The sequence below is a fragment of the Spirulina subsalsa PCC 9445 genome, assembly GCF_000314005.1.
GTDB lineage: Bacteria > Cyanobacteriota > Cyanobacteriia > Cyanobacteriales > Spirulinaceae > Spirulina_A > Spirulina_A subsalsa.
On sequence record NZ_JH980292.1, the window covers coordinates 2,302,617 to 2,325,105 of the forward strand.

A 22,489-nucleotide genomic window follows, 5' to 3' on the forward strand; every position below is an offset into this window, starting at 1 on the left:
ATGGTTTCCGGTGATTATCCCCCCGGTTGTTGAAAGTGATAGACTTCTTGCAGAACCTTCACCCAACTTTCAGCCAAAGATTGCAAAATGCGATCGCCCTTCTCCCGCGTTCCCTTCGTTCCATCTCCCAGCACCCCACTGTGGCTTAACTCCCGCGTCACCCAAGCAAAGGGTAAAGCACCCTCCAGACTCAACAGACTCCCCTCGGGCATAGCGGGCGGATACTCACAAACAGCCCTCTCCATCTGCACCTGCTCCGGCAAGAGAGAAAGCATTAAACTCGTTTCCGCCTCCCCCCCATGAATCCCATACTCCAACTCCTTAGCGCTGAGTAATTCCCGCGTAGCATTGGGAACTCGCCAAACAAACAAGGGAAACACCAATAAATCCCCATACCCTTGATGTAAGTCCCGGGCCGCAATTTGCATCACTTGAGGTTGTCCCCCGTGGGCATTAAACAACACCAACTTGCGAAATCCTGCCCGGTAAATACTCCCGGCCACCTCCCGAATCACCCCTAACAGCGTTTCTGCGGATAAGGTAATCGTGCCGGGGAAGTGCCAATGCTCATTAGACTTGCCATAATACAACGGCGGCAGGGCATACACAGGCACATCAGACGGCAACAAATTCAACGCCCGCCCCAATACCCCCACACTAATCGCCGCATCCACCACCAGAGGCAAATGGGGGCCATGCTGCTCAATTGCTCCCACAGGTTGAACAATGACCACATTTTCCCGATCCTCCATCTGTTCAATTTCCGTCCAAGTGAGATAGGGAAAAAACCGTTCTGGGGGAATAAAACCGTGCATTGTTTCCTTAAAGTTACTAAAAATTTGGGTTTAAAGCCCCGTCCTTTTAGGACAGCTTTTCTAGGGCAGAGAGCATCAACTACAAATTGAAAAGCCCCACAGTAACACATCAAAGCGTGGCCGTGAGCGACTCAGCCCAACGGTGAGCGTGGGACAAACTACCTCCTAGTATAATATTCAGGGATTAGCCAAGCTAATTTGTTTGCCACCTACATAATCTGGAAAAATCAGAGTCCCTTTCCTTCCTACTCCCCCGAATGAAAACCGACACCATCTTTTACCGCATCTTCAAAGAACTGCCCAACACCCTCTTTGACCTTCTTGGACAATCCCCCACCCCCGATAATCCCTACCGTTTCGAGTCCATCGAAATCAAACAAACAGCCTTTCGGATTGATGGAGTATTCTTCCCCCAAACCATCACCCCTCAAACCCCCCTCTACTTCACCGAAGTCCAATTTCAGAAAGACCCCAATTTGTACGCCCGTCTGTTTTCTGAACTCTTCCTGTATCTACGCACCAATCACCCCCAAGCCCCTTGGCGCGCTGTTATCCTGTTTAGAAGTCCCAACATAGAACCCACTCCCCGAGAAAGACTCCCCTATGAACCCTTGCTTAATAGTCCTTGGGTAACGCGGATTTATCTCAACGACTTGCAACAAGAGGAAAACCCACGACTGAGTTTAAGAATTCTTCAGTTACTGGTAGCCCGGAGCAAAGAAATCCGTCCCCAAGTGAAAAGCTTAGTCGAACAAGTAGAACAGGAGGTTGGAAGTCAACGGAATCGAGAACAAGTGTTAGATTTGATAGAAACGATTGTTTTGTATAAACTACCCCAGATTAGTCGTCAGGAGTTAGGAGAAATGTTCAGTGTAGAGAATTTAAAAAAGACTCGTTTTGCTCAAGAGATGAAGCAAGAGGGACGAGAGGAAGGTTTACAACAGGGGCGAGAGCAGGGTTTACAACAGGGGCGAGAGCAGGGTTTACAGCAGGGACGAGAGCAGGGTTTACAACAGGGGCGAGAGCAGATGAAACAGCAACTCATCCACCGTTTAACGGAGCGAGGGATGTCTCCTGCTGAAATTGCCGATCTTTTGGAATTAGACCTCACTGTTGTTCAACAAATCCTCAAATCTTCAGAAAATTAAGCCAGACCAGAGTCCCTTTCCTTCCTACTCCCCCGAATGAAAACCGACACCATCTTTTACCGCATCTTCAAAGAACTGCCCAACACCCTCTTTGACCTTCTTGGACAATCCCCCACCCCCGATAATCCCTACCGTTTCGAGTCCATCGAAATCAAACAAACAGCCTTTCGGATTGATGGAGTATTCTTCCCCCAAACCATCACCCCTCAAACCCCCCTCTACTTCACCGAAGTCCAATTTCAGAAAGACCCCAATTTGTACGCCCGTCTGTTTTCTGAACTCTTCCTGTATCTACGCACCAATCACCCCCAAGCCCCTTGGCGCGCTGTTATCCTGTTTAGAAGTCCCAACATAGAACCCACTCCCCGAGAAAGACTCCCCTATGAACCCTTGCTTAATAGTCCTTGGGTAACGCGGATTTATCTCAACGACTTGCAACAAGAGGAAAACCCACGACTGAGTTTAAGAATTCTTCAGTTACTGGTAGCCCGGAGCAAAGAAATCCGTCCCCAAGTGAAAAGCTTAGTCGAACAAGTAGAACAGGAGGTTGGAAGTCAACGGAATCGAGAACAAGTGTTAGATTTGATAGAAACGATTGTTTTGTATAAACTACCCCAGATTAGTCGTCAGGAGTTAGGAGAAATGTTCAGTGTAGAGAATTTAAAAAAGACTCGTTTTGCTCAAGAGATGAAGCAAGAGGGACGAGAGGAAGGTTTACAACAGGGGCGAGAGCAGGGTTTACAACAGGGGCGAGAGCAGGGTTTACAGCAGGGACGAGAGCAGGGTTTACAGCAGGGACGAGAGCAGGGTTTACAGCAGGGTCGAGAGCAGATGAAACAGCAACTCATCCACCGTTTAGCGGAGCGAGGGATGTCTCCTGCTGAAATTGCCGATCTTTTGGAATTAGACCCCACTGTTGTTCAACAAATCCTCAAGTCTCTAGAGAATTAAAGGGTATCGTGACATCCTCCCGACATCGACCCTACGGGTACGGTGCGGGCTTCCCCATATTACTATGAGGCTTTCCTGCTTCTACGGGAGGCTCTAGATGTCTTTTTAGGGACATCCCCGTTCGCGAAGCGTTGCGTAGCAATAACCTCTTCCTCTACAGGCAGCTTGACCCCCAAAGGGCTGCAAGTCCACGTTGCTCAACAACCATCGCCGCAGCAACGTCCCTATCCGTTACCAACCCACAATGAGAACATTTGCTACTCAACGCTCCGCGTTTGCTACGCAACGCTTCGCGTTCGCGAAGCGTCACGAAGTGAACATGCACTCGTTGAGACAAGTCTTTCTTACCAGTCACTACACCACAATTCGGACAAATTTGGCTAGTGAAATTAGCATCAACTTTCTGGAAATAAACATCTCGTTTCCAAGCCACGTGCTTTAATACCTCTAGAAAACCGCCAAAACCAGCATCAAGGGTAGGTTTACACAACATTCCCCTAGACATGGCTTTGACGTTTAAATCTTCGGCAAAAATGATATTGGCTTGGTCACAAAATCGAACCCCTCAATTAACCGTCTTTCCTCCCGACACTGACATTTGCTACGCAACGCGTCACAAAGTGAACGCGAACGTACAGTGCGGGGCTTCCCGACGATGAGCTAAAACACTGTTTGCTGCCAAAACAAAAAGAACAGGTTAGAATGCAGCCAAGAATCTAACCCAGAGTCATTTATGGTTATTACCCCAGAATCCTCCAATCCTTACTCTATTCAACAAGAGGAACTGCAAAAAATAGATGCCTACTGGCGAGCCTGCAATTATCTAGCCGCAGGTATGATTTATCTACGCAGTAACCCCCTGCTTAAAGAACCCCTGCAACCCGACCATGTTAAAAACCGCCTCCTCGGCCATTGGGGTTCTAGTCCGGGTTTAAGCTTTGTTTATGTTCACCTGAACCGTCTGATTAAGAAATATGACCTGAACGCGATTTATTTAGCGGGTCCGGGTCATGGGGCTCCGGGTGTTCTTGCTCCGGTCTATCTCGAAGGGACTTACTCGGAAATTTATCCCAACATGAGCGAGGATGAGGAGGGGATGCGACGGTTTTTCAAACAGTTTTCCTTTCCGGGGGGGATTGGTAGCCATTGCACCCCAGAAACTCCGGGCTCCATTCACGAAGGGGGAGAATTGGGTTACAGTCTGTCCCATGCTTACGGAGCGGCTTTTGATAATCCTGATCTCCTAGTGACGGTGATGGTGGGAGATGGGGAAGCGGAAACGGGTCCCCTTGCCACGGCTTGGCACTCGAACAAGTTCCTTAATCCTATCCGGGATGGGGCGGTGCTGCCGATTTTGCACCTTAATGGCTATAAAATCGCCAACCCTACAATCCTGTCTCGCATTAGTCGGGAAGAATTGGAAGATTTGTTTAAAGGTTATGGCTATACCCCTTATGTGGTGGAGGGGGAAGACCCGACAACGATGCACCACTTGATGGCGAATACTCTGGAGCATTGTGTGAATGAGATTCACGCGATTCAGGAGGAGGCGCGTCGTAGTGGGGTGGCTAAACGTCCCCGATGGCCGATGATTATTTTGCGCACTCCGAAGGGGTGGACGGGACCGAAAGAGGTAGATGGTCACAAGGTTGAGGGATTTTGGCGATCGCATCAAGTCCCAATGGGAGGTCTACATCATAACCCAGAACACTTGCAGATGTTGGTGGACTGGATGAAAGGGTATGAACCCGAGGAACTATTTGATGAGAAAGGTCGTTTAATCCCCGAATTAAAGGCACTCAGTCCTACAGGACATCGCCGAATGGGAGCTAACCCCCACGCTAACGGGGGAGTTCTGCGTAAAAAGCTGAAAATGCCCGATTTCCGCGATTATGCTGTAGATATTGGTCGCCCGGGTTCCATTGAGATGGAAAATACTAAGGTCATGGCCTATTTTCTGCGGGATGTGATGCGGAATAATATGACTAATTTCCGCTTATTTGGCCCGGATGAAACGGCTTCTAATCGTCTCCATCCAGTCTATGAGGTCACAAAGAAAACCTGGCTGGCTGACTTTTTACCTGAAGATGAGGACGGGAGTGAATTGTCCCCCGATGGTCGGGTGATGGAAATGCTCAGTGAGCATACTTTAGAAGGGTGGTTAGAGGGCTATTTACTCACAGGAAGACATGGCTTTTTCCATACCTATGAAGCTTTTGCCCATGTGATTGATTCAATGTTTAATCAACACGCCAAATGGCTAGATATTTGTAAGAAGGAGGTGCCTTGGCGTGCGCCGATTTCTTCCCTGAATATCCTGTTATCTTCTGTGGTATGGCGGCAAGATCACAATGGGTTTAGTCACCAAGATCCGGGTTTTGTGGACTTGGTAACGAATAAGAGCGCCGATGTGGTGCGGGTTTATTTCCCACCAGATGCGAACTGTTTGTTATCGGTGGCAGATCACTGTTTACGCAGTACGGATTATGTGAATGTCATTGTGGCAGATAAACAGTCTCATTTGCAGTATTTGACTATGGAAGAGGCGGTTAAACACTGTACTAAAGGGATTGGGATTTGGGAGTGGGCGAGCAATGATGATTGTGGCAAGGAGCCGGATATTCCTGATGTGGTAATGGCCAGTTGCGGGGATATTCCCACGCGGGAAGCGTTGGCGGCAACGGCGATTTTACGGGAAGAGTTCCCGGATTTAAAAGTCCGTTTTATTAATGTGGTGGACTTGTTTAAGTTGCAGTCGGAGGGGGAACATCCTCACGGTTTATCGAACCGGGATTTTGATACGTTGTTCACGCCAGATAAGCCTGTGGTGTTTAATTTTCACGGCTATCCTTGGTTAATCCATAAGTTAGTGTATCGTCGGACAAATCAGGATCGGATTCATGTTCGAGGTTATAAGGAGGAGGGAAATATTAATACTCCTTTGGAGTTGGCGATTCATAACCAAATTGACCGTTTTAATTTGGTGATTGATGTGATCAATTATGTGCCGAAATTACGTTCTGCGGCGGCTTATGTGAAGGAACGGATGAAGAATGAGATCATTGATCATTTACACTATGCCTATGATCATGGGATAGATAAGCCGGAAATGGTTCACTGGAAGTGGCCTTATTAGGGGAAATCTATCAATCTATATTGTGCTACATCGTGGCGGCAATTTGTGAATTTCCCCAATAGTCTAGGGGGAATTCATGAATTACCTCCGCCCCCTGCTATAGGCTTTTGGCTAATAGTTCAGGAATGGTGACAAATTCATACCCTTGTTGCTTGAACTGACTAATAATTTGGGGGAGGGCTTCGAGGGTCTGACGACGACTCCCTCCCCCATCATGGAGTAGTATAATCCCGCCGGACTTGGCTTGACTAACGACGCGCTGGGTAATGGTGGAGGCTTGAATATTGGTGTAGTCTTGGGGATCAACAGACCACATAATGATGGTGTAGTTCTGGCTTTTGGCCTGAGTGACCATCCCATTATCGAGAACTCCACCGGGAGGACGAAATAGGGTAGTTTTGACCCCTGTGAGCCTTAGTATCTCATTTTCGGTCTTTTTGACCTCTGTGGCGGCTTGGGTGGCGCTGAGGGGCTGATAGGTGTGATTCCAGCTATGATTAGCGATGATATGACCTTTTTCTACGAGGCGTTGGGCGACTTGGGGATAGAGTTCTAGGTGTTTGCCGACGACGAAAAAGGTGGCTTTGATTTGGTGGGTGTCGAGGACTTCTAGAAAGCGATCGCTGTTTTGCCACGGGCCATCATCGAAGGTCAGGGCGATCGCCTTTTCTGTAGGGGGTAGGTCAACTTTATAAACAATTTTGCCCTGAAATTCGGGGGGAGGGGTCGTAATAGGTGTGGAGGGTGGAATCTCGGGCAGGTGATCCGCAAAGTCGGGCAGCAGGGGCAGTTCGAGATTAACTGGCTCTGGCGTTAAGATAATATCAATGGGTTGTGGACTGAGGGCTAAAGGGGTTGAGACAAGCAAAATCCCTAGGAATACCATGATCAAAAACCAGCGTTTCCAGCGTTTCATCACTTTTTCCGGGTGTTGTTATAAGTTTATGATAGCAATGGTTAAATCCTCTGGCTTAATATAGCTACAATCAAGGTTTAGTCAGCATTTAAGCCCTTTTTTCAGGAAAATTGATCCTCATTTTTCGCCTCTTTGAAGAAGAAAGCCCCATCTCTCATGATTTTGTCAGAAGAGACTGGGGCAAATAGGGTCTAATTATGGTCATCTCTTATTGTGCCAATACTTTTGTCAAAATACCAAATAGATAAGGAAAAAATTACAAAAATTCCCCCTGAAAAATTCCTTCTAGATCAGGAGAAGTGATGGGAGCGGTCGTCCCCCTTGCCGAGTAAAATAGAGGAAATGTGCATCGAAAGGAGTGGACAACGGGATGTCTCCAATTGGCGATCGCTTAAATCGAATGATGGGACGCACGCGCTTTATGGTGTGTCGTTTGTTTTTGCAAATCACAGGATCGGATATTGCCCCACTATTGGGAATTCTCAATCAGGCGGGACGAGAGGCGATCGCTTCAGAGGGCGATCTCAGAGTCTTGGGGGAAAGTTTAGAGCAAATTTGTCAGAGTTTGTTAGATGTCCAACACGCTTGGCAGGCTGCCGCTAATGAAGGGGATATCTTTTGGCAGGAAGAAGAAGCCGGAGATTATGTTAACGCACTCTTCACCGATTCCGCACAACGTTATCTGAGTCAGCCTAGTATTGGGGAAGAAATGGGACAGGATACGCTGTCTTTCCCCATGACCCGCCACATTGTGGTGATGATTACGGTCGCAGCAGAGGGAGAAGTCCAAGAGTTAGAAACGGATCTCGCGGATCTTAATGCGATGACAGAGGGCTTAAAAAGTCTGATCAATTTACATTATGAAGGCCGTTTGCGTGCCATTCAAGTCCATTTTTCCCCCGCCCGTTTCGGAGATCAGTTAACGGATGAACAAGTCCTCTTGAATTTTCCGGAACTGATTCCCCTTTGACTTAATGTCTTGACACTCCCGAGCCCTAAAGGGACGGGGATTCTTCATTCATAGACTCAGTTTGCCCTCAGAATTCCCCATCCCTTCTCATCGTCTCGACCCAATGACTGCACCTCAGATTTCTCTCCCATCCCTAACTCCCGTGCAGAGACTTGACAAAACCTCCATTCTGGGCTATTTTTAAGATACCCATTACCCAATCTAAACCCCTCTGGTGCGCCCCTTAAGGATTGATCTGAGAGTCAACCTTAAGCTGGGCGCGCCAGTAAATTTTTGGGGGGTTAATTTGGGCTTGCTGAGAAAGTCGGGGAACAGGGAACAGGGAGTTGGGGGTCGGGAGTGGGGAATCGGGAGTCGGGAATAGGCAAAAGGCAAAAGGCAGTAGTAATCAACCCATCCCCCCTCTCCCCTGCTCCCCTGCTCCCCCTCTCCCCCTGTTCCCCGTTCCCCGTTCCCTGTTCCCTAATTTCAAAGAAAGAGCCGGACATAAGCCGGATTCTGTTCTTCCCGAAGGAAGGACGGTTATCTATCTAGGATGTTTGTTACCAAACACCTCAAGCGGTTCACCAAAAGCGGGACGGGAAAAAGACCAACCCTTGCCCCTGCGACCTTGCTCCCAACCGGGGTTTACCGAGCCAGTACCTCACGATACTGCTGGTGCGCTCTTACCGCACCTTTGCACCCTTACCCTCCAAAGAAGGCGGTATTTTTCTGTGGCACTCTCCTCACGCTCACGCGCACTGGGCGTTACCCAGCAAGTCTGGTCTTTGGGGAGTCCGGACTTTCCTCAGACTAACCGCAAGGGATAATCTGCAACCATCTCGCCGACTCTTTCTAGCTCTAGTGTATCTTGAGAAGTTACGATGCTCTCTCCAATGATTGAAATTTTTGATACAAAATCGCGAAAGGAGCGCGTTTTTGTAGGATGGAGAGAGAAGAACAACAGCTAAAATAATGAAGTTGTTCTGACTCCATGAGCCGCCGATTTTTCCCCCTTGCCCAATCCACCTCCGAGGAAAAGACCCCAACCCCAACTTCAATGAGTATTTCTACTTCCATCCTTGCTGATTTGTTGAAGGTGCTACCGGACTGGCGACCCCAGATGTATTTTAAATCGTCTCTCATTGCGCTGTCCCATGCGATGGAGGATCAAGTGCTGGCAGGGTCTAGCTCTCCTTTAGTCATTGCAACGTTCCAACAAGAGCGTTTTTATCGCCAAGAAGCCCATCGTTATCGTCGCATTGCCCAGAAAAGTGATCAGGTCTATGTGTTAGCTGCCCCAGAAACGGAGTTTCGCAATCACTCAGGGGATTATGAAACGGTTGCCTTTGCGCCTACTGATGGTTTAGCCCAAGAATGGCATCTAGTGGTGTTGGGGGATAGTTATGCCACTTGTTTGATTTGTCGGGAAAAAAGTAGCCCGGGGGATGAGTCTACATTAGGGATGGACTCTAATCGTCGGTTTGAGGGGATTTGGACTTTTGATCGTCAAGTGGCTCAAGAGGCGGCTGGGCTTTTGTTGGATCGGATTTTGCGCTACCGTCCGGAGTTGGCGCGGAAACTGGCTCAGGCCAAACGAACCTATTTGGGGGTTTCCGTCAGAACTCAGGGGGGGGATGAGTCTGTGGCGACGAATCCGGATCCCTTTGTGGGGCGTTTAGTGACCTACTTGCAGGTAAGTCAGTATAAGTTAGTGAAAGCTTATCGTGCGATCGCCGCTCAAGAGAAACGAGAGCGCTTGATTCACCTGATGACCGTGGCCATTCGGCGATCGCTCAATCCCGAAGAAATCCTACAAGTCGCCGTCGAAAAAGTCGGGCAAGTCCTCGGTGCTTGTCGTTGCCTCATCTATCGCTGTCGATCCACCGACACCACCGCCACCATTACCCATGAATTCCTCAGTCCTAACGTTCCCTCCCTCCAAGGCATTACTTGGCCCCTCACGGAAAACCCCCTCTTTCAAGCCGTCATTACCACCAACGAATCGGCCTGGGTGAAAGATGCCCAACAAGATCCTCCCCTTGACCAAGCCAGCCGGGAATTCCATCAACTCTTGCAACAGTGGGGGATTCGCTCCTGGCTCCTCGTTCCCGTCTTTTACCAAGAGCGCCTACTGGGGATTGTAGAACTCCAACACTGTGGCCCGCGACCCGAAGAATGGACTAGCGAGGAAATCGGCTTAGTGGAGGCGATCGCCAATCAAGTGGGAGTCGCCCTCATTCAAGCCGAGGCCTACGCCCACCTCGAAGACCTCAATCAACAACTCGCCGCCCTCGACCGCACCCGTTCCAACCTCGTCGCCATCACCGGACACGAACTGCGCACCCCCCTTTCCACCATTCAAGTCTGTCTCGAAAGTCTTAGCACAGAACCCGATATGCCCCCAGAACTGCGTCAAGTCATGCTCAACACCGCCCTCTCCGACGCAGAACGAATGCGCAAACTTATTCAAGACTTCCTCACCCTCTCGAAACTCGAAAGCGGCCGGGTGGACTGGAATCCTGAACCCCTTGCCCTACCCGAATGTATTGATTTGGGACTCAGCCATATTCGCGCCCGCCATAACCCCCAAGACCTACCCCAGATTATCACCCATCTCCCCGAAAACCTGCCCCTCATCGAAGCTGACGGGGAATGGTTAGTCGAAGTTCTCGCCAAACTCCTCGACAACGCCTGTAAATTCACCCCCCAGAAAGGCAACATCACCATCAGCGCCCAACCTCGGGACTCCAAAATGTTACAAGTCACCGTTACCGACACCGGACGCGGCATAGAACCCAAACGCCTAGAAACCGTCTTTGACCGCTTCTATCAAGAAGAAGGCGCGTTACAGCGCACCACCGGGGGAACCGGCCTAGGATTAGCCATTTGTCGGCAAATCATTCAACGTTGGGGCGGCATAATCTGGGCAGAATCCCAAGGCAAAGATCAGGGGAGTTCCTTCCATTTCACCCTACCCATGATTCCCCGGACTGAAACCCCCTCAAGAAAGCGGCAAAAAAGGACAGTCCGCTAATTTTTCCCGGAGTACCCCTATCCATGACCTACCGAAACCCAGCCCCCACCGTTGATATTATTATCGAACTGATCGACCGTCCCCACCGTCCCATTGTCTTAATTGAACGGCAAAACCCCCCCTATGGCTACGCTATCCCCGGTGGGTTTGTCGATTATGGGGAATCGGTGGAAACGGCAGCACGACGAGAAGCGGAGGAAGAAGTGTCCCTCAAAGTCCGCTTATTCGAGCAGTTTTATGTCTATTCTGACCCCCAACGGGACTCGCGAAAACATACGATTAGTATTGTGTTTTTGGCTACAGCCACCGGAGAACCCAAGGCGGCCGATGATGCGAAAAGTGTAGGCATTTTTCACCCTTGGGAAATTCCCACTAATCTCTGTTTTGATCATGACCAAATTTTGCGAGATTATTTCCGTTACCGGAATTATGGGATACGACCTCATTTGTAAGTTAAGGCTTGCCCAGAAAGTTTCCTGGTAACATTCTTTACACCCCTTTCGCTAAAAACAGTATAAATTATTACACCATTTAGGGAATAAATGGGTGATAATGTTATGTTGCAAGAAAAGAGCAAGTGATGAAGTGATTGACATTCTATGGCTTCTCGTTTGTTCTGGTCTGGTCTTCCTCATGCAGCCCGGGTTTATGTGCCTGGAGTCTGGACTTACTCGGTCGAAGAACAGCATCAATGTTGCTGTCAAAAACCTGTCAGACTTTGGAATTTCCGTGTTGCTATTTTGGGCATTAGGATATGCCCTAATGTTTGGAGCCTCTCAAGCAGGGTGGATAGGCTCAACAGGCTTTTTGATGGATTGGGAGTCCACACCAGAACAAGCAACGTTTTTTATTTTCCAAGCAATGTTTTGCAGCACTGCCACCACTATTGTTTCCGGAGCAGTCGCTGAACGCTTGAAATTTTCCGCCTATTTGTGCATTGCCGCTTTTATTTCTGGGATTATTTATCCGCTTTATGGTCATTGGGCTTGGAATGGCATTAGAACCGGAACCTTTATCGGTTGGTTAGGGAATTTGGGCTTTATTGACCAAGCCGGGGCTACCGTCGTTCACAGCATTGGCGGCTGGACTTCCCTCGCCGTTCTCCTCGTTGTGGGTCCCCGCTTTGGGCGCTTTGTGGCCAATACAACCCAACGGATTCATGGCTCTAACCTGCCTTTATCCGTTATGGGTACTATGTTTTTGTGGTTAGGTTGGTTAGGATTCAATGGCGGTAGCTTACTGCATCTAGGCCCCCAAGTTCCCGCTATTCTGGGTAACACGATCCTAGCAGGTGCAACGGGAATGTTGATTGGCATTCTGTTCAGTTGGCCGAATGGACAAGGGGCAAGGGTTGAATATCTCATTAATGGCTCATTAGCGGGTTTAGTGTCTATTACGGGCTCTTGTCACTCTGTCTCCAGTGGTTCTGCTGCCTTAATTGGAGCCGTGGGAGCCTTAGTTATGCTCTTCTTTAGCGACTTCCTCCTCCGTTGCCGAGTAGATGATGCGGTAGATGCCGTTGCGGTTCATGCTGGGGCGGGGGCTTGGGGAACCGTAGCCGTTGCCCTCTTTTGTCCCTTAGATACTTTTGCACCGGGCGTTAGTCGTCTGGAACAGTTAGGGATTCAATTGCTGGGGGTTGTTCTGGCTTTCCTTTGGGCTTTTGGCATGACTTGGTTATTTTTAAAGTGCCTCACCCCTTGGTTTTCGCTCCGTGTTTCTGTGGAAGCCGAAGAGTTAGGGCTGAATGTCTCAGAACATGGGGCGAAAACCGAAACCTACGAATTGTTTCGTGTTATGGATGAGCAAGCGGCTACCCAAGATTTGAGCTTACGGGTGCCGGTAGATCCTTTTACGGAAGCGGGACACATTGCCATGCGTTACAACAGCGTGATGGATGTGATGGAAGAGTCCCTATTACGCATTGAGGCGATTATTGAAACGGCCACCGATGCCATTATTACCTTTACTACCAACACTTTGGAGATTCTAACGGTCAATCCTAGCGCCGAGCGAATGTTTGGTTATTCGGGGGATGCCTTGGTGGGAATGTCGGTTTTGGACTTGGTGCGTTGTTATCCAGGTGCGATCGCAGACCGTACCCAATTTTTTGTTCAACTCCTTGACCAAAACGTAAAAGAGATTCTGGGACAACGGGCCGACGGATCCCATTTCCCCGTCGAAGCCAGTTTACGCCGAGCAGAGTTAAAAACTCGCTCTTTTTATACCGGAACATTCCGCGATATTACTGAGCGAAAACAAGCGGAGGAAGCCGAAAAGCACCAAGCCAAAACCATCCAGTTAGAACGAGCTTTACTTGAACTGCAACGGACTCAATCCCAACTTATCCAATCGGAAAAAATGTCCAGTTTAGGTCAAATGGTGGCCGGAGTTGCCCATGAAATCAATAATCCCGTTAACTTTATCTATGGCAACTTAATCTATGCTCAATCCTACAGTGAGGATCTCTTACGTTTACTGGACTTATATCAAGAATACTACCCAGAACCCCCCAGTGAAATTCAGGGTAAATTAGAAGAGCTAGAATGGGAATTTTTGCAAGAAGATTTACCAAAACTTCACAATTCTCTCTTAGTGGGAGCCGAACGGATTCGGCAAATTGTGCAATCCCTGCGCACCTTTTCCCGCTTGGATGAAGCCGAAGTGAAAAAAGTGGATCTTCATGAAAACTTAGAGAGTACCCTATTGATTTTGCAGCACCGCTTACATCCCAAATGTGGTGAAATTCCTAGCAAACGGCGTAATATTGAGGTCGTCAAAGAGTATGGAGAATTACCCCTCGTTGAGTGTTATGCTGGGCAGTTGAATCAGGTGTTCATGAACTTGTTAAATAATGCCATTGATGCCTTAGAAGAAACCCAGTTTAATGACGATCAAGAACCCACTATTTTGGTTCAAACTGAATGTAAGAATAGGGAGTGGATTCAGATTATCATTCAAGACAATGGGATGGGGATTAAACCGGAATATTTATCCAAGTTGTTCGATCCCTTTTTCACCACCAAAGAAGTTGGAAAAGGGACAGGATTAGGCTTGTCCATTAGTTATCAAATCATCGTAGATCGTCATCAAGGGGTGATGAAATGCCACTCAGATCCGGGACATGGGGCTAAGTTTATCTTAGAAATCCCCGTCAACCAACTCTCCAATCGTCAGGAATCTAAAAGCCATTTAATCAGGACAGTTGCCTCTTCCTAGCTAGAGAACATAGCGCTGTGTCTTAAATTGAACACCCCACAACTTGACACTCCCGGGCTTAAAGGCGTGGGGATTCTACATTCACCGACCCGCTATTAGACAGCCGACTTGTGCCAACCGCCCAAGATGGCAAATCTCCTGTAGCGTAAGTTCCGGTATGCCGACCGTATTTAGTGCAGGCTTGCTTGTTACTTTTAGTCACACAAACAAGGGGTTAAACTCACCCAATCTCCCCCCAGCTTAAAGTTGTACGAAGTTTTTTCAAGATTCACCCAGAAGTTATTTACGTTACCTTTCTTCCTTTGGGTCAGGTGTTAGGGTGAATGTGGTTGATTCCTTACCCCAAACGGCATCAACCCTCATTTTCTCGGGATCCCTGAATTATAAACCCCTTTGACCAGAAGGTAACTTGATATGATGCTCCCTGTTTTCCCTCTCCTGCTTCTGTTCTTGGCTTTAGCTAATATCTGGATTTATCAGCGTTCGACGAATGAATTAACTCGCGTCCTCACGGTTGCTACGGCAGCCGTTTGTTTGATCTGGGGATTTGCGATCGCCCATTGGTCAATCCACCTGCTCAGTTTACTACTGCTGTTCAAATACCGTGAATTGGCTTTTGCCCTGAGTTCTAGCCGTTCCTAACTCCCCGGAAATCCCCATTCTGGACAAATTTAAAAAAAGACTTGACACACCCACCGAGTTTTAGTTATATTGAATCTCGGTGCGCAACTGGGACTGTAGTTCAACTGGTTAGAGCACCGCCCTGTCACGGCGGAAGTTGCGGGTTCGAGCCCCGTCAGTCCCGTTCTAAAAACTCTGAACTCGAAAAACCCTGATCAAACGGTCAGGGTTTTTTCTGCTGCCAGTAGAAGCCTAAGATGTTGGGTTACACTTCGTTTCACCCAACCTACGGGATTTAATCATACTAAAAAGACCCTCTGAAGGGTCTTTTTGCTAAGGGCAGGTTCACAGAAAATCAAATTCTTATCAAGGTCAGCAGATAGCGGGTTAACTCATAGCGGCATTGCTGCGGTCGTAGGACGTGCGAGAAGCAGAACTGGTTTTTCCTTGAATGCGACTGCTGTATTGAGAGGTATCCACATCAACGCCAATTTCAGAAGCGGCACGACCTAACATCGATTCTTGGCGGTTACGGACGATCCGATTATGACGCATCATTAACGCACGAGCTTGATTTTGAGTATCCATAAATTTTGTCTCCGTATTGCTTTATTCAAAAAGTGAATTTTTTGTTTTTTGCTTATGTTTTCAATATAGCAGGAAATTCTGTAACAATGGCTACAAAATGCTATCTGTTCAAGAATCTTAATATTTTTTGGGGAAATCAAGGCTGCATAGCTTGTAACAGGGAGTACCGACTTCTGGACTCCTGTATTTTTGCTCCGTTCGCGCAGCGTCTCGGAACGAGACAAGAGACTCATTAACCAGATGGACTTGCGATAGAACGCTATAGTGGGGATTGATTGATCCTGAACTGAAGTCCTATCAAGTACAAACTATGAACCGCAGAGACTTTTTAAATTGGATTGGTGTGGGATTTGTGGCTAGTTTTCTCCCGGTTGCGATCGCCGCTTGTTCAGAGAGCGAGGAAACCACTACCGCCACACCGGGGGAATTCCAAGGGGTGGGAACCGTGACGGCCCTCAATGCAGAAGGTCATTTACTGGATGAATCTTCCCCTATCGGTAGTATTTCAATCCTGAAAAATCCCACGAATCCCGAGGAATTGTTAGCGGTTAATCCGACCTGTACCCATAACGGGTGTACCGTAGATTGGAACCGAGAAGCCGGAAAATATATTTGCCCTTGTCATGGGGCTGAATATAGTCCCGAGGGGGAAGTGTTACAAGGCCCGGCGATGGATTCTTTACCCACCTACGAGGTGAAAGTAGAAGGGGATGAAATTCTAGCTCGCATCATTTAAATAAAGCCCGATTTCTGGTTATTTTTGCCGAAAAATGGGCAAATTGACCAAGAAACCGGGTTTTAAAGAAGGTGGGTTAAAACGCTACTTGACTACTCCGGCCGGAATGGTGGGGGGTTGCTGAGAACGGGACTGTAAGACGCTTTCTTTTAAGCTGTCGGCTAAAACATCGCTACGAGATTTAGCAAGGGCGAAAAAGGCGATGGCGGGAATGACCCCAACCACCCAGCCTAACAGGGCCGGAATCCAGAAGCCAGAACCAACACTCATCACCGTCGCAAAGATTAAATTGCTTACATAAACCACGAGAGGAAAGATCAATTGCTCACGGGAAAGATTGAGGGGGGTTTTCGGCCATAACAGGGTGGCAACAGTCATAAATACAACACCAGTCCCAAACCATCCAGCAAAGTTTTGATAAGGCATCCCGAAAAATCCGCCCGGTTGTTCCCAAATCCAGAAGGGAACGTTGGTCTGGCTCATGGCCGGGTCGAGAACGAAATCCCAAGAGGTCAGGAGTAGGGATCCGAAGGCGATCGCACTGATTAAACTCCAGCGAGTCGCTACCCCACGAGACTCTAGACCCACACGCACTAGAAGATAGGCACTAAACCCGAGATAAAACCAAGATAAGGGAATGGTAAACGGCACTAAACCCGCAATTTTATAACCTAAACCACTTAAATAACGGTAATGTCCAAAAGGGAATCCGGTACTGGTGCCTAAAAGCTCACTTCCTAAAGAAAGGAACACCGCAGGCATCATGAAGGTTAAACAACGACGTAAACCCAAAATGCGGTAAGCATAAATGGCTACCGCCGCCGTCGCTAAAACCATATAACTCGCGCCCCCTCCAGCCATTGACCAGCGAAAGACCAATTGACCAAACTCCGGCAGATTAGCGATAAATTGAGCGTTCGGGAGGACAAGGAGTAAGCCCGCTAAACCAAATACCATCGAGATGATATGGCCAACGAGCAGAGAGCGTTCAGCAATAACAAGTTTTTTCATCTAAAATGCAAACCTCTTGAATCTGAGTGGTTCATCCCGCCAAACTGCTCGTTGCTCTGAACTGGGGGCAGTGGGGGCGGGGAATTGCGTAACATCTAGAATGGGAATTTCAATGGTTGATAATAGTCCGTCTATCCTGACTGGAGATAGCATGACACCACATTTTATTAAACAATAGTTTACATCTGTACACAATACTTTACTTTCTGTCCAGTTCGGGAGAGAACAGCAAATCGTATCTTTTGTTACGAACCCCGCCGATTGAGTGAAATCCGTTAGAATGGGAGGACAGGAGTGCTGTGAGATAAGCGGGTGTGACGGATTGCCTTAAGGTCTGGAATCCACCCCTTATGTTCCCCCTCTTGGCTCTCTCGTCGCTCTTAGCAGGCATTTGGGAATTCTATGACCTCATCTGTGATCAAAGACCTCAATCTAGAAATTCGCCCGTTGCAACTCCGTGATCTCGATGGGGTAGAACAACTGGTTAATCAAGTATTAGCGGATGACCACGAGAAACAAGCGAATCATCTCCGCAAAACCCTAAGAGCTTTTCGTCAGTGGTATGGTTTATTAAAAGTGCTGCGTCTGTTCCCCAACCCGACCCAGCATCGTTTTTGTTTATATGTGGCGGCGAGGGGCGATACTATTGATGGGTTAATTCACGTTTCCCCCTTCAACCGCACGCGCACGACTTGGCGGGTGGAGAAAATCTTAGTCAATCCGACTCTCCAAGCTGGAGAGAAACTCATCCCAGCCCAAGAAGTGGGTTCTCATTTGTTGCGGCACTGTTTAGAGACAATTTGGGAAGCACGCACTTGGTTGTTAGAAGTCAATGTGAACGATAATGAAAGTCTGGGGATTTACCGACAAAATGGCTTTCAACCTTTAGCACAACTCACCTATTGGGCGATCGCACCGGATTTATTAAACCACCTCGCCGAAACCCCCCCGAGTGTCCCTAATTTACTCCCAGTCAGCAACGCCGACGCTCAATTGTTGTATCAACTAGATACCGTCTCCATGCCGCCCCTGTTGCGTCAAGTTTTTGACCGCCATATTCTGGACTTTAAAACCCCGTTCTGGCAGGCTTTATTCGATAACCTGAAAAAATGGTTCAATCATCAAGAACGAGTGCAGGGTTATGTTTTTGAACCCCAACGCAAGGCGGCCATTGGCTATTTTGACTTAAAAATTACTAAAAATGGAGTGAAAGCCCATAAAGCCCAGTTAACGGTACATCCGGCCTATACTTGGCTCTATCCTGAACTGCTGTCTCAGATGGCGCTAGCTGTGCAGAATATCCCCCCTCAAACGTTGCTCCTTGCTTCAGCCGACTATCAACCGGAACGGGAAGAGTATTTAGAGAAATTAGGGGCAGAGCGCACCGAACACACCCTGTTAATGTCTCGCTCAGTATGGCACAAGTTACGAGAAACGAAACCCCTTGAAGGGCTGCAACTATCAGATGTGTTGCAAGGTTTACAACCCGCCCGGACTCCTGTTCCGAGTCGAATCTCTTGGATGCGCCACTTCCAACATCAAAAACCTGTTCAAGGGGGAGAAAAGGGGGCTGAACATCCCCCGGAAGCCCATTCTTGAGAGTCCCCGCTTTCCTGCTCCCTCTGCCCTTGTTCAGTCTAGGGTTTGCTACGCAACGCCACCGGTTCTCTACAAGTCGTAGAGAACGGTTTTTGCCGCAGACCCTAAAAAGACGGGACGACCAAGCTCCTGTTTTTTCTCGTGTTAACCTATCTCCAGCCCTCGGTTCAGTAATAGAGATCACTCAAAAAGGCGATCGCGTTCACTGAATATGATGTCCCCCATCACACCGGACCAACCGTATTTTCCGACATACTGAATGTATCGAGTTAAGTCAGAAACCCATGTTAACTCTACTAGATGTAATCCAAGAAATCTCCCGTCTCGGTAAAATTACTCCCGAACTGGGTCAAGAATTGGACATTCTGCTCTGGTCTAGACCGTTTAATGATTCAGAAATCACGATTTTACGGCAATTAGACCAATGGATTAGCTCCGGCCTCGTACAAATCGACTAATTCAAATTGACTAATTTAACACCTCTTCAACTTCTCTCTGCTCCTAGAGTTCAGCCTTTAGCCTTTTTGATCCAACCGGAATTACTCTTCCTGATTCCCAGAGTCCAATAACTCAAATAACCGCTGGCGCATCCCTAGATGACGTTCTACCCCCTCGTAACCATAACGATTGAGATTGTGCTGTACAATAAACCGCTCTAAATCAGTAATCCGTTCGCGGGTGTTGGGATGGGTGGATAACCAAGCGGGAGGACTCGGTTTATTTTCCTGCTCCAACCGTAACAACAAATGGTGTAAACCATCGGCCGGGTAGCCACTGGCCGCGAGGAGACGAGTTCCCACGCGGTCGGCCTGTCGTTCCATCTCCCGACTGTAGCGAAAGACCATTAAATTAGTCGCTGTCCTCCCCACCCAAGGGATTTGGCGCATCATATTGGCCGTGACTTGGCCTTGGGTCATTAACTGGAAGCCATGAGAGAGAATCGTGTGGGCGAGTTCATGAGCTAAAAGTCCCGCCAGTTCTGCTTGGGACTGGGCGGCTAAAATCGCTCCGGCGTTGATGAAGATTTGCCCACCGGGGAGCGCAAAGGCGTTAAATGTCTCATCTTGGAGAATATGGAATTCATAGTTAAAGTCATTCCGACCGGATACTTGCGCTAATTTTTCCCCCATTTCCTGCACATAGGCTACCAATTCAGGATCTGTAATTAGGGGGGCTTGATCAAGGATTTGACGAGCCATCCGTGTACCCACGGATGATTCTCCCCGTAATAACAAGGCAGTAGTTTCCACAGTAGACAGAGAGCCGAAAATATTCCCCGTGGCGAACAGACTTAAACTCCCGGTTAGAACATTGGCGATCGCACCCCCTGTAATTTGCTGCTGTAATTGTTGTTGATAGCGGCGAAAATTCTCATCCGCCCGTTGCAAAAACTCAGCCTGTTGAGGATGCTCCGGATGGCTCAAGGCAAACTGACGCGCCAAAAAAGAAGCCCCCAGCCAATTCTCCCCCGCCTCATAGGTTTGAATCGCCATCTCCGTCAACCCCAGATGATGAGGAAACCGCCCTAACGCCCCTTGCAAAACCGCCTCAGCCCCCTGATTATGCCCTCGTTCCTTCAACCTTTGGGCATAGTGCAGATGTCCTAAAATAAAATCCGGTTCTCGTTCAACCAACAATTGCAGAGGCACCAACACCCGACTATCCACATTTTGCGTCACCCCTTGTTGATATTGTCGCCAAAACGCAGAGCCAGCCGGAGAAAGTAGACTGGAATCCTCAAACCCCTCCCCAGGGGCTTCTAGGGGCTGAATTTCCCGCTTAAAGGGCGGTTTAACCTGTTGATATAACTCCCGAGCGCGGGCGTAATTTCCCTCCAAGAACAGAGCATCCGCCTCCCGTAAAATGTCGTAACGGGCTTGTTCTTCGGGAGTTAATTCAAAGGTGCGTTGAGGGAGATCCTCAATCTCTACCTCGGTGATAATTTCCACAGAGGCAGGAACTTCCGCCAACGCCACACCGGACAATAAGCTACTGCACACAATTAAACCAGCGTGAAAGACAAATTTCATGGGACAATGGGGCAAAATTATTTCATTTCATGTCTTCCATTCTGAACAAATTGGGGCGATATTGTTCTCTCTCCTAGGATAAGGATATTGTGCCGTTCCAACCCCTTGTCAGCAGGATTGCATCTTTTCCCCAAATTGTAAATAATTATTTAAATCACTTGACAATATTGGCAATGCCGGAATCCTTAAAACAAGTTTCTGTTTTACACCTACCCGTTCACCTTTGTCCGGATTATCTGAGTTGGTTGCGATCGCGCCTAGAAAACGGGCAAACCACCCACATCGTCACCCTCAACTCCGAAATGGCCATGTTAGCCGAACGCACCCCCCCACTCACCCAAGTCATTAAACAGGCAGAACTGGTCATCCCAGACGGTGCTGGCGTGATTTTCTACCTCCGGTTACGTCGTCACCAACAACAACGCTGTCCGGGCATCGAACTAGCCGCCTCCCTCCTAGAATACATCGGCCACCACCAGCCCAACGTTCCCATCGTCTTCTATGGCGGAGCCCCCGGCGTTGCCCAAAAAGCCGCCCACTACTGGGAAAACCGTTCCCCCCACCTCAACATCACCGCCTATCACGGCTACCTATCCCCCTCCGAAGAAGAACAGTTAAAAGAATTCCTCCAAACCACCCAACCCCGGGTTATTTTCGTCGGATTAGGCGTTCCCCGACAAGAATATTGGATTGCCCAACATCGTCACCTTTGCCCCCAAGCCATTTGGATTGGAGTCGGGGGGAGTTTTGATATCTGGGGCGGTGTAAAATCAAGAGCGCCAATGTGGTTGCGCGAAAATCATCTAGAGTGGTTGTATCGTCTTTATCAAGAACCTTGGCGCTGGCGTAGGATGTTAGTATTACCTCAGTTTGCTCTCCGCGCCTTTGTGAAATAGTGAGTGGACTGGATCCCGATGAAAACCTCTCGACGAAGAATCGTCATTAACCCACAAACACGCTCTACCTTGGAAAACGTCACCCCCATTCGGTCGTTTCGCCAAGCCCCTCCCCCCAAAGAAATCATCATCCGTTTACAGGATGTCTCCAAAATCTACCCCGATGGAAGCCGTTGTTTAATTGGGGCCAACTTGAACCTCAAACGAGGGGATTTTATCTTTATCACCGGAACCTCCGGCACGGGGAAATCTACCCTGCTCAAACTACTCTACGGCGAGGAAACCCCCTCCTCCGGTCAAATTTACGTTAACGGTTCAGAAGTCCATGAACTCAAAGGGGATCATCTCGCCAAATTCCGCCGCCGCATTGGTGTAGTGTTCCAAGACTATAAACTAATTCCCAACCGTACCGTCGCCGAAAACGTGGCCTTTGTCCTCCAAGCCCAAGGCCGCCGCCAACAAGAAATAGAACGGCGCTTACTCCCCACCCTAAAAATGGTCGGATTAGCCCACAAAGCCGACTCATTCCCCGATCAACTTTCCGGGGGAGAACAGCAACGGGTGAGTATTGCCCGGGCCATTGTAGGAACACCGCCTTTAGTGTTAGCCGATGAACCCACCGGGAATTTAGACTTAGAAAATGCCACCCAAATCCTGAGAACCTTAGAAAACCTCAACACCTACGGCGCGACCATCATTATCACCACCCATGATCATCACCTAGCCGCCCTTTCCGGCAAACCGATTATTGAGTTACGACAGGGGCAACTCTATTGGCAAAAGTCCTAATCATGGGCATCCCAAAGCAACGACACTATACTAGAGAGTAGAAGCACA

18 protein-coding genes, 1 tRNA gene, 1 other RNA gene and 1 pseudogene are annotated in these 22,489 nt (G+C 48.5%); 14 read left to right on the forward strand and 7 right to left on the reverse strand.

The genetic code is table 11. The features are described from left to right. Positions 1-14: 14 nt before the first annotated feature. On the reverse strand, positions 15-815 hold the full coding sequence (locus SPI9445_RS0110720; RefSeq protein ID WP_017304747.1) for a creatininase family protein: 801 nt from the start codon (positions 813-815) through the stop codon (positions 15-17). 257 nt (positions 816-1,072) lie between these two features. On the opposite strand from SPI9445_RS0110720, the gene SPI9445_RS0110725 reads away from it, so the two are divergent. Together SPI9445_RS0110725 and SPI9445_RS0110730 are read left to right on the forward strand one after the other, a co-directional pair. Further along, entirely contained in the window at positions 1,073-1,963 is an 891-nt protein-coding gene (locus tag SPI9445_RS0110725; RefSeq protein ID WP_017304748.1) for an Rpn family recombination-promoting nuclease/putative transposase, read from the forward strand. Between the two features lie 36 nt (positions 1,964-1,999). Continuing rightward, a complete protein-coding gene (locus SPI9445_RS0110730; protein ID WP_017304749.1) occupies positions 2,000-2,914 on the forward strand; it encodes an Rpn family recombination-promoting nuclease/putative transposase in 915 nt (304 codons plus the stop codon). A 62-nt stretch (positions 2,915-2,976) separates the two neighbouring features. Here the strand turns inward: SPI9445_RS0110730 and SPI9445_RS26990 are convergent. Then, a pseudogene (locus SPI9445_RS26990) lies at positions 2,977-3,467 on the reverse strand (zinc ribbon domain-containing protein); the annotation flags it as partial. Positions 3,468-3,647: 180 nt separating this feature from the next. On the opposite strand from SPI9445_RS26990, the gene SPI9445_RS0110740 reads away from it, so the two are divergent. Continuing rightward, complete coding sequence (locus SPI9445_RS0110740; protein ID WP_017304750.1) at positions 3,648-6,050, forward strand: phosphoketolase family protein; 2,403 nt, start codon at positions 3,648-3,650, stop codon at positions 6,048-6,050. Between the two features lie 97 nt (positions 6,051-6,147). Here SPI9445_RS0110740 and SPI9445_RS0110745 read toward each other — a convergent pair whose 3' ends face one another. Then, entirely contained in the window at positions 6,148-6,966 is an 819-nt protein-coding gene (locus SPI9445_RS0110745) for a polysaccharide deacetylase family protein (protein ID WP_017304751.1), read from the reverse strand. A 370-nt stretch (positions 6,967-7,336) separates the two neighbouring features. Here SPI9445_RS0110745 and SPI9445_RS0110750 point away from each other — a divergent pair, with 370 nt between their 5' ends. Next, complete coding sequence (locus SPI9445_RS0110750) at positions 7,337-7,936, forward strand: DUF1517 domain-containing protein (RefSeq protein ID WP_017304752.1); 600 nt, start codon at positions 7,337-7,339, stop codon at positions 7,934-7,936. Between the two features lie 472 nt (positions 7,937-8,408). Here the strand turns inward: SPI9445_RS0110750 and rnpB are convergent. Further along, an RNA gene (gene rnpB / locus SPI9445_RS27975) (RNase P RNA component class A) lies at positions 8,409-8,768 on the reverse strand. Between the two features lie 207 nt (positions 8,769-8,975). Here rnpB and SPI9445_RS25170 point away from each other — a divergent pair. The 5 genes from SPI9445_RS25170 (at position 8,976) to SPI9445_RS0110775 (ending at position 14,976) form a co-directional block, all read left to right on the forward strand. Further along, on the forward strand, positions 8,976-10,952 hold the full coding sequence (locus tag SPI9445_RS25170; RefSeq protein WP_033374516.1) for a DICT sensory domain-containing protein: 1,977 nt from the start codon (positions 8,976-8,978) through the stop codon (positions 10,950-10,952). Positions 10,953-10,975: 23 nt separating this feature from the next. Then, entirely contained in the window at positions 10,976-11,404 is a 429-nt protein-coding gene (locus SPI9445_RS0110760) for an NUDIX domain-containing protein (protein WP_017304755.1), read from the forward strand. 100 nt (positions 11,405-11,504) lie between these two features. Further along, positions 11,505-14,171, forward strand: coding sequence for an ammonium transporter (gene amt / locus SPI9445_RS0110765; RefSeq protein ID WP_071525278.1), 2,667 nt, complete (start codon positions 11,505-11,507; stop codon positions 14,169-14,171). A gap of 414 nt (positions 14,172-14,585) precedes the next feature. Continuing rightward, positions 14,586-14,813 carry a hypothetical protein gene (locus tag SPI9445_RS0110770; RefSeq protein ID WP_026079696.1) on the forward strand — a complete coding sequence of 76 codons (228 nt, stop codon included), beginning with the start codon at positions 14,586-14,588 and terminating at the stop codon, positions 14,811-14,813. 89 nt (positions 14,814-14,902) lie between these two features. Next, positions 14,903-14,976 (forward strand) — tRNA-Asp (locus SPI9445_RS0110775). A 203-nt stretch (positions 14,977-15,179) separates the two neighbouring features. Here SPI9445_RS0110775 and gifA read toward each other — a convergent pair. Further along, positions 15,180-15,380 (reverse strand): glutamine synthetase inactivation factor IF7A, encoded by a 201-nt coding sequence (gene gifA / locus SPI9445_RS0110780; RefSeq protein WP_017304758.1) that lies wholly within the window; start codon positions 15,378-15,380, stop codon positions 15,180-15,182. 310 nt (positions 15,381-15,690) lie between these two features. Between gifA and SPI9445_RS0110785 the strand changes: the two genes are divergently transcribed. Then, positions 15,691-16,116, forward strand: a complete 426-nt coding sequence (locus tag SPI9445_RS0110785) for a QcrA and Rieske domain-containing protein (protein WP_026079697.1) — start codon at positions 15,691-15,693, stop codon at positions 16,114-16,116. A gap of 84 nt (positions 16,117-16,200) precedes the next feature. Here the strand turns inward: SPI9445_RS0110785 and cruF are convergent, their stop codons facing one another. Beyond that, on the reverse strand, positions 16,201-17,127 hold the full coding sequence (cruF, locus tag SPI9445_RS0110790; protein WP_017304760.1) for a gamma-carotene 1'-hydroxylase CruF: 927 nt from the start codon (positions 17,125-17,127) through the stop codon (positions 16,201-16,203). A gap of 402 nt (positions 17,128-17,529) precedes the next feature. Here cruF and SPI9445_RS25175 point away from each other — a divergent pair, with 402 nt between their 5' ends. Further along, positions 17,530-18,726 (forward strand): GNAT family N-acetyltransferase, encoded by a 1,197-nt coding sequence (locus SPI9445_RS25175; protein WP_017304761.1) that lies wholly within the window; start codon positions 17,530-17,532, stop codon positions 18,724-18,726. A 284-nt stretch (positions 18,727-19,010) separates the two neighbouring features. Continuing rightward, the gene (locus SPI9445_RS30500) at positions 19,011-19,184 is read left to right on the forward strand and encodes a hypothetical protein (protein WP_017304762.1); all 174 of its coding nucleotides are present in this window, start codon (positions 19,011-19,013) and stop codon (positions 19,182-19,184) included. A gap of 81 nt (positions 19,185-19,265) precedes the next feature. On the opposite strand, the gene SPI9445_RS25180 is transcribed toward SPI9445_RS30500, so the two are convergent. Further along, entirely contained in the window at positions 19,266-20,756 is a 1,491-nt protein-coding gene (locus SPI9445_RS25180; RefSeq protein WP_017304763.1) for a M48 family metallopeptidase, read from the reverse strand. 173 nt (positions 20,757-20,929) lie between these two features. Here SPI9445_RS25180 and SPI9445_RS0110810 point away from each other — a divergent pair, with 173 nt between their 5' ends. Both SPI9445_RS0110810 and ftsE read left to right on the forward strand, forming a co-directional pair. Continuing rightward, positions 20,930-21,652, forward strand: coding sequence for a WecB/TagA/CpsF family glycosyltransferase (locus SPI9445_RS0110810; protein WP_017304764.1), 723 nt, complete (start codon positions 20,930-20,932; stop codon positions 21,650-21,652). An 18-nt stretch (positions 21,653-21,670) separates the two neighbouring features. After that, entirely contained in the window at positions 21,671-22,441 is a 771-nt protein-coding gene (ftsE, locus tag SPI9445_RS0110815; protein ID WP_017304765.1) for a cell division ATP-binding protein FtsE, read from the forward strand. Positions 22,442-22,489 lie beyond the last annotated feature (48 nt).

What these genes read in the sequence shown, in the direction of transcription:
- SPI9445_RS0110760 (WP_017304755.1), top strand. Translation starts at nt 10,976, where the DNA reads ATGACCTACCGAAACCCAGCCCCCACCGTTGATATTATTATCGAACTG.
- gifA (WP_017304758.1), bottom strand. Translation starts at nt 15,380, where the DNA reads ATGGATACTCAAAATCAAGCTCGTGCGTTAATGATGCGTCATAATCGG.
- SPI9445_RS0110720 (WP_017304747.1), bottom strand. Translation starts at nt 815, where the DNA reads ATGCACGGTTTTATTCCCCCAGAACGGTTTTTTCCCTATCTCACTTGG.
- SPI9445_RS0110725 (WP_017304748.1), top strand. Translation starts at nt 1,073, where the DNA reads ATGAAAACCGACACCATCTTTTACCGCATCTTCAAAGAACTGCCCAAC.
- SPI9445_RS25170 (WP_033374516.1), top strand. Translation starts at nt 8,976, where the DNA reads ATGAGTATTTCTACTTCCATCCTTGCTGATTTGTTGAAGGTGCTACCG.
- cruF (WP_017304760.1), bottom strand. Translation starts at nt 17,127, where the DNA reads ATGAAAAAACTTGTTATTGCTGAACGCTCTCTGCTCGTTGGCCATATC.
- SPI9445_RS0110730 (WP_017304749.1), top strand. Translation starts at nt 2,000, where the DNA reads ATGAAAACCGACACCATCTTTTACCGCATCTTCAAAGAACTGCCCAAC.
- SPI9445_RS0110785 (WP_026079697.1), top strand. Translation starts at nt 15,691, where the DNA reads ATGAACCGCAGAGACTTTTTAAATTGGATTGGTGTGGGATTTGTGGCT.
- SPI9445_RS25175 (WP_017304761.1), top strand. Translation starts at nt 17,530, where the DNA reads ATGACCTCATCTGTGATCAAAGACCTCAATCTAGAAATTCGCCCGTTG.
- SPI9445_RS25180 (WP_017304763.1), bottom strand. Translation starts at nt 20,756, where the DNA reads ATGAAATTTGTCTTTCACGCTGGTTTAATTGTGTGCAGTAGCTTATTG.
- SPI9445_RS0110810 (WP_017304764.1), top strand. Translation starts at nt 20,930, where the DNA reads ATGCCGGAATCCTTAAAACAAGTTTCTGTTTTACACCTACCCGTTCAC.
- SPI9445_RS0110770 (WP_026079696.1), top strand. Translation starts at nt 14,586, where the DNA reads ATGATGCTCCCTGTTTTCCCTCTCCTGCTTCTGTTCTTGGCTTTAGCT.
- amt (WP_071525278.1), top strand. Translation starts at nt 11,505, where the DNA reads ATGTTATGTTGCAAGAAAAGAGCAAGTGATGAAGTGATTGACATTCTA.
- ftsE (WP_017304765.1), top strand. Translation starts at nt 21,671, where the DNA reads ATGAAAACCTCTCGACGAAGAATCGTCATTAACCCACAAACACGCTCT.
- SPI9445_RS0110745 (WP_017304751.1), bottom strand. Translation starts at nt 6,966, where the DNA reads ATGAAACGCTGGAAACGCTGGTTTTTGATCATGGTATTCCTAGGGATT.
- SPI9445_RS0110740 (WP_017304750.1), top strand. Translation starts at nt 3,648, where the DNA reads ATGGTTATTACCCCAGAATCCTCCAATCCTTACTCTATTCAACAAGAG.
- SPI9445_RS30500 (WP_017304762.1), top strand. Translation starts at nt 19,011, where the DNA reads ATGTTAACTCTACTAGATGTAATCCAAGAAATCTCCCGTCTCGGTAAA.
- SPI9445_RS0110750 (WP_017304752.1), top strand. Translation starts at nt 7,337, where the DNA reads ATGTCTCCAATTGGCGATCGCTTAAATCGAATGATGGGACGCACGCGC.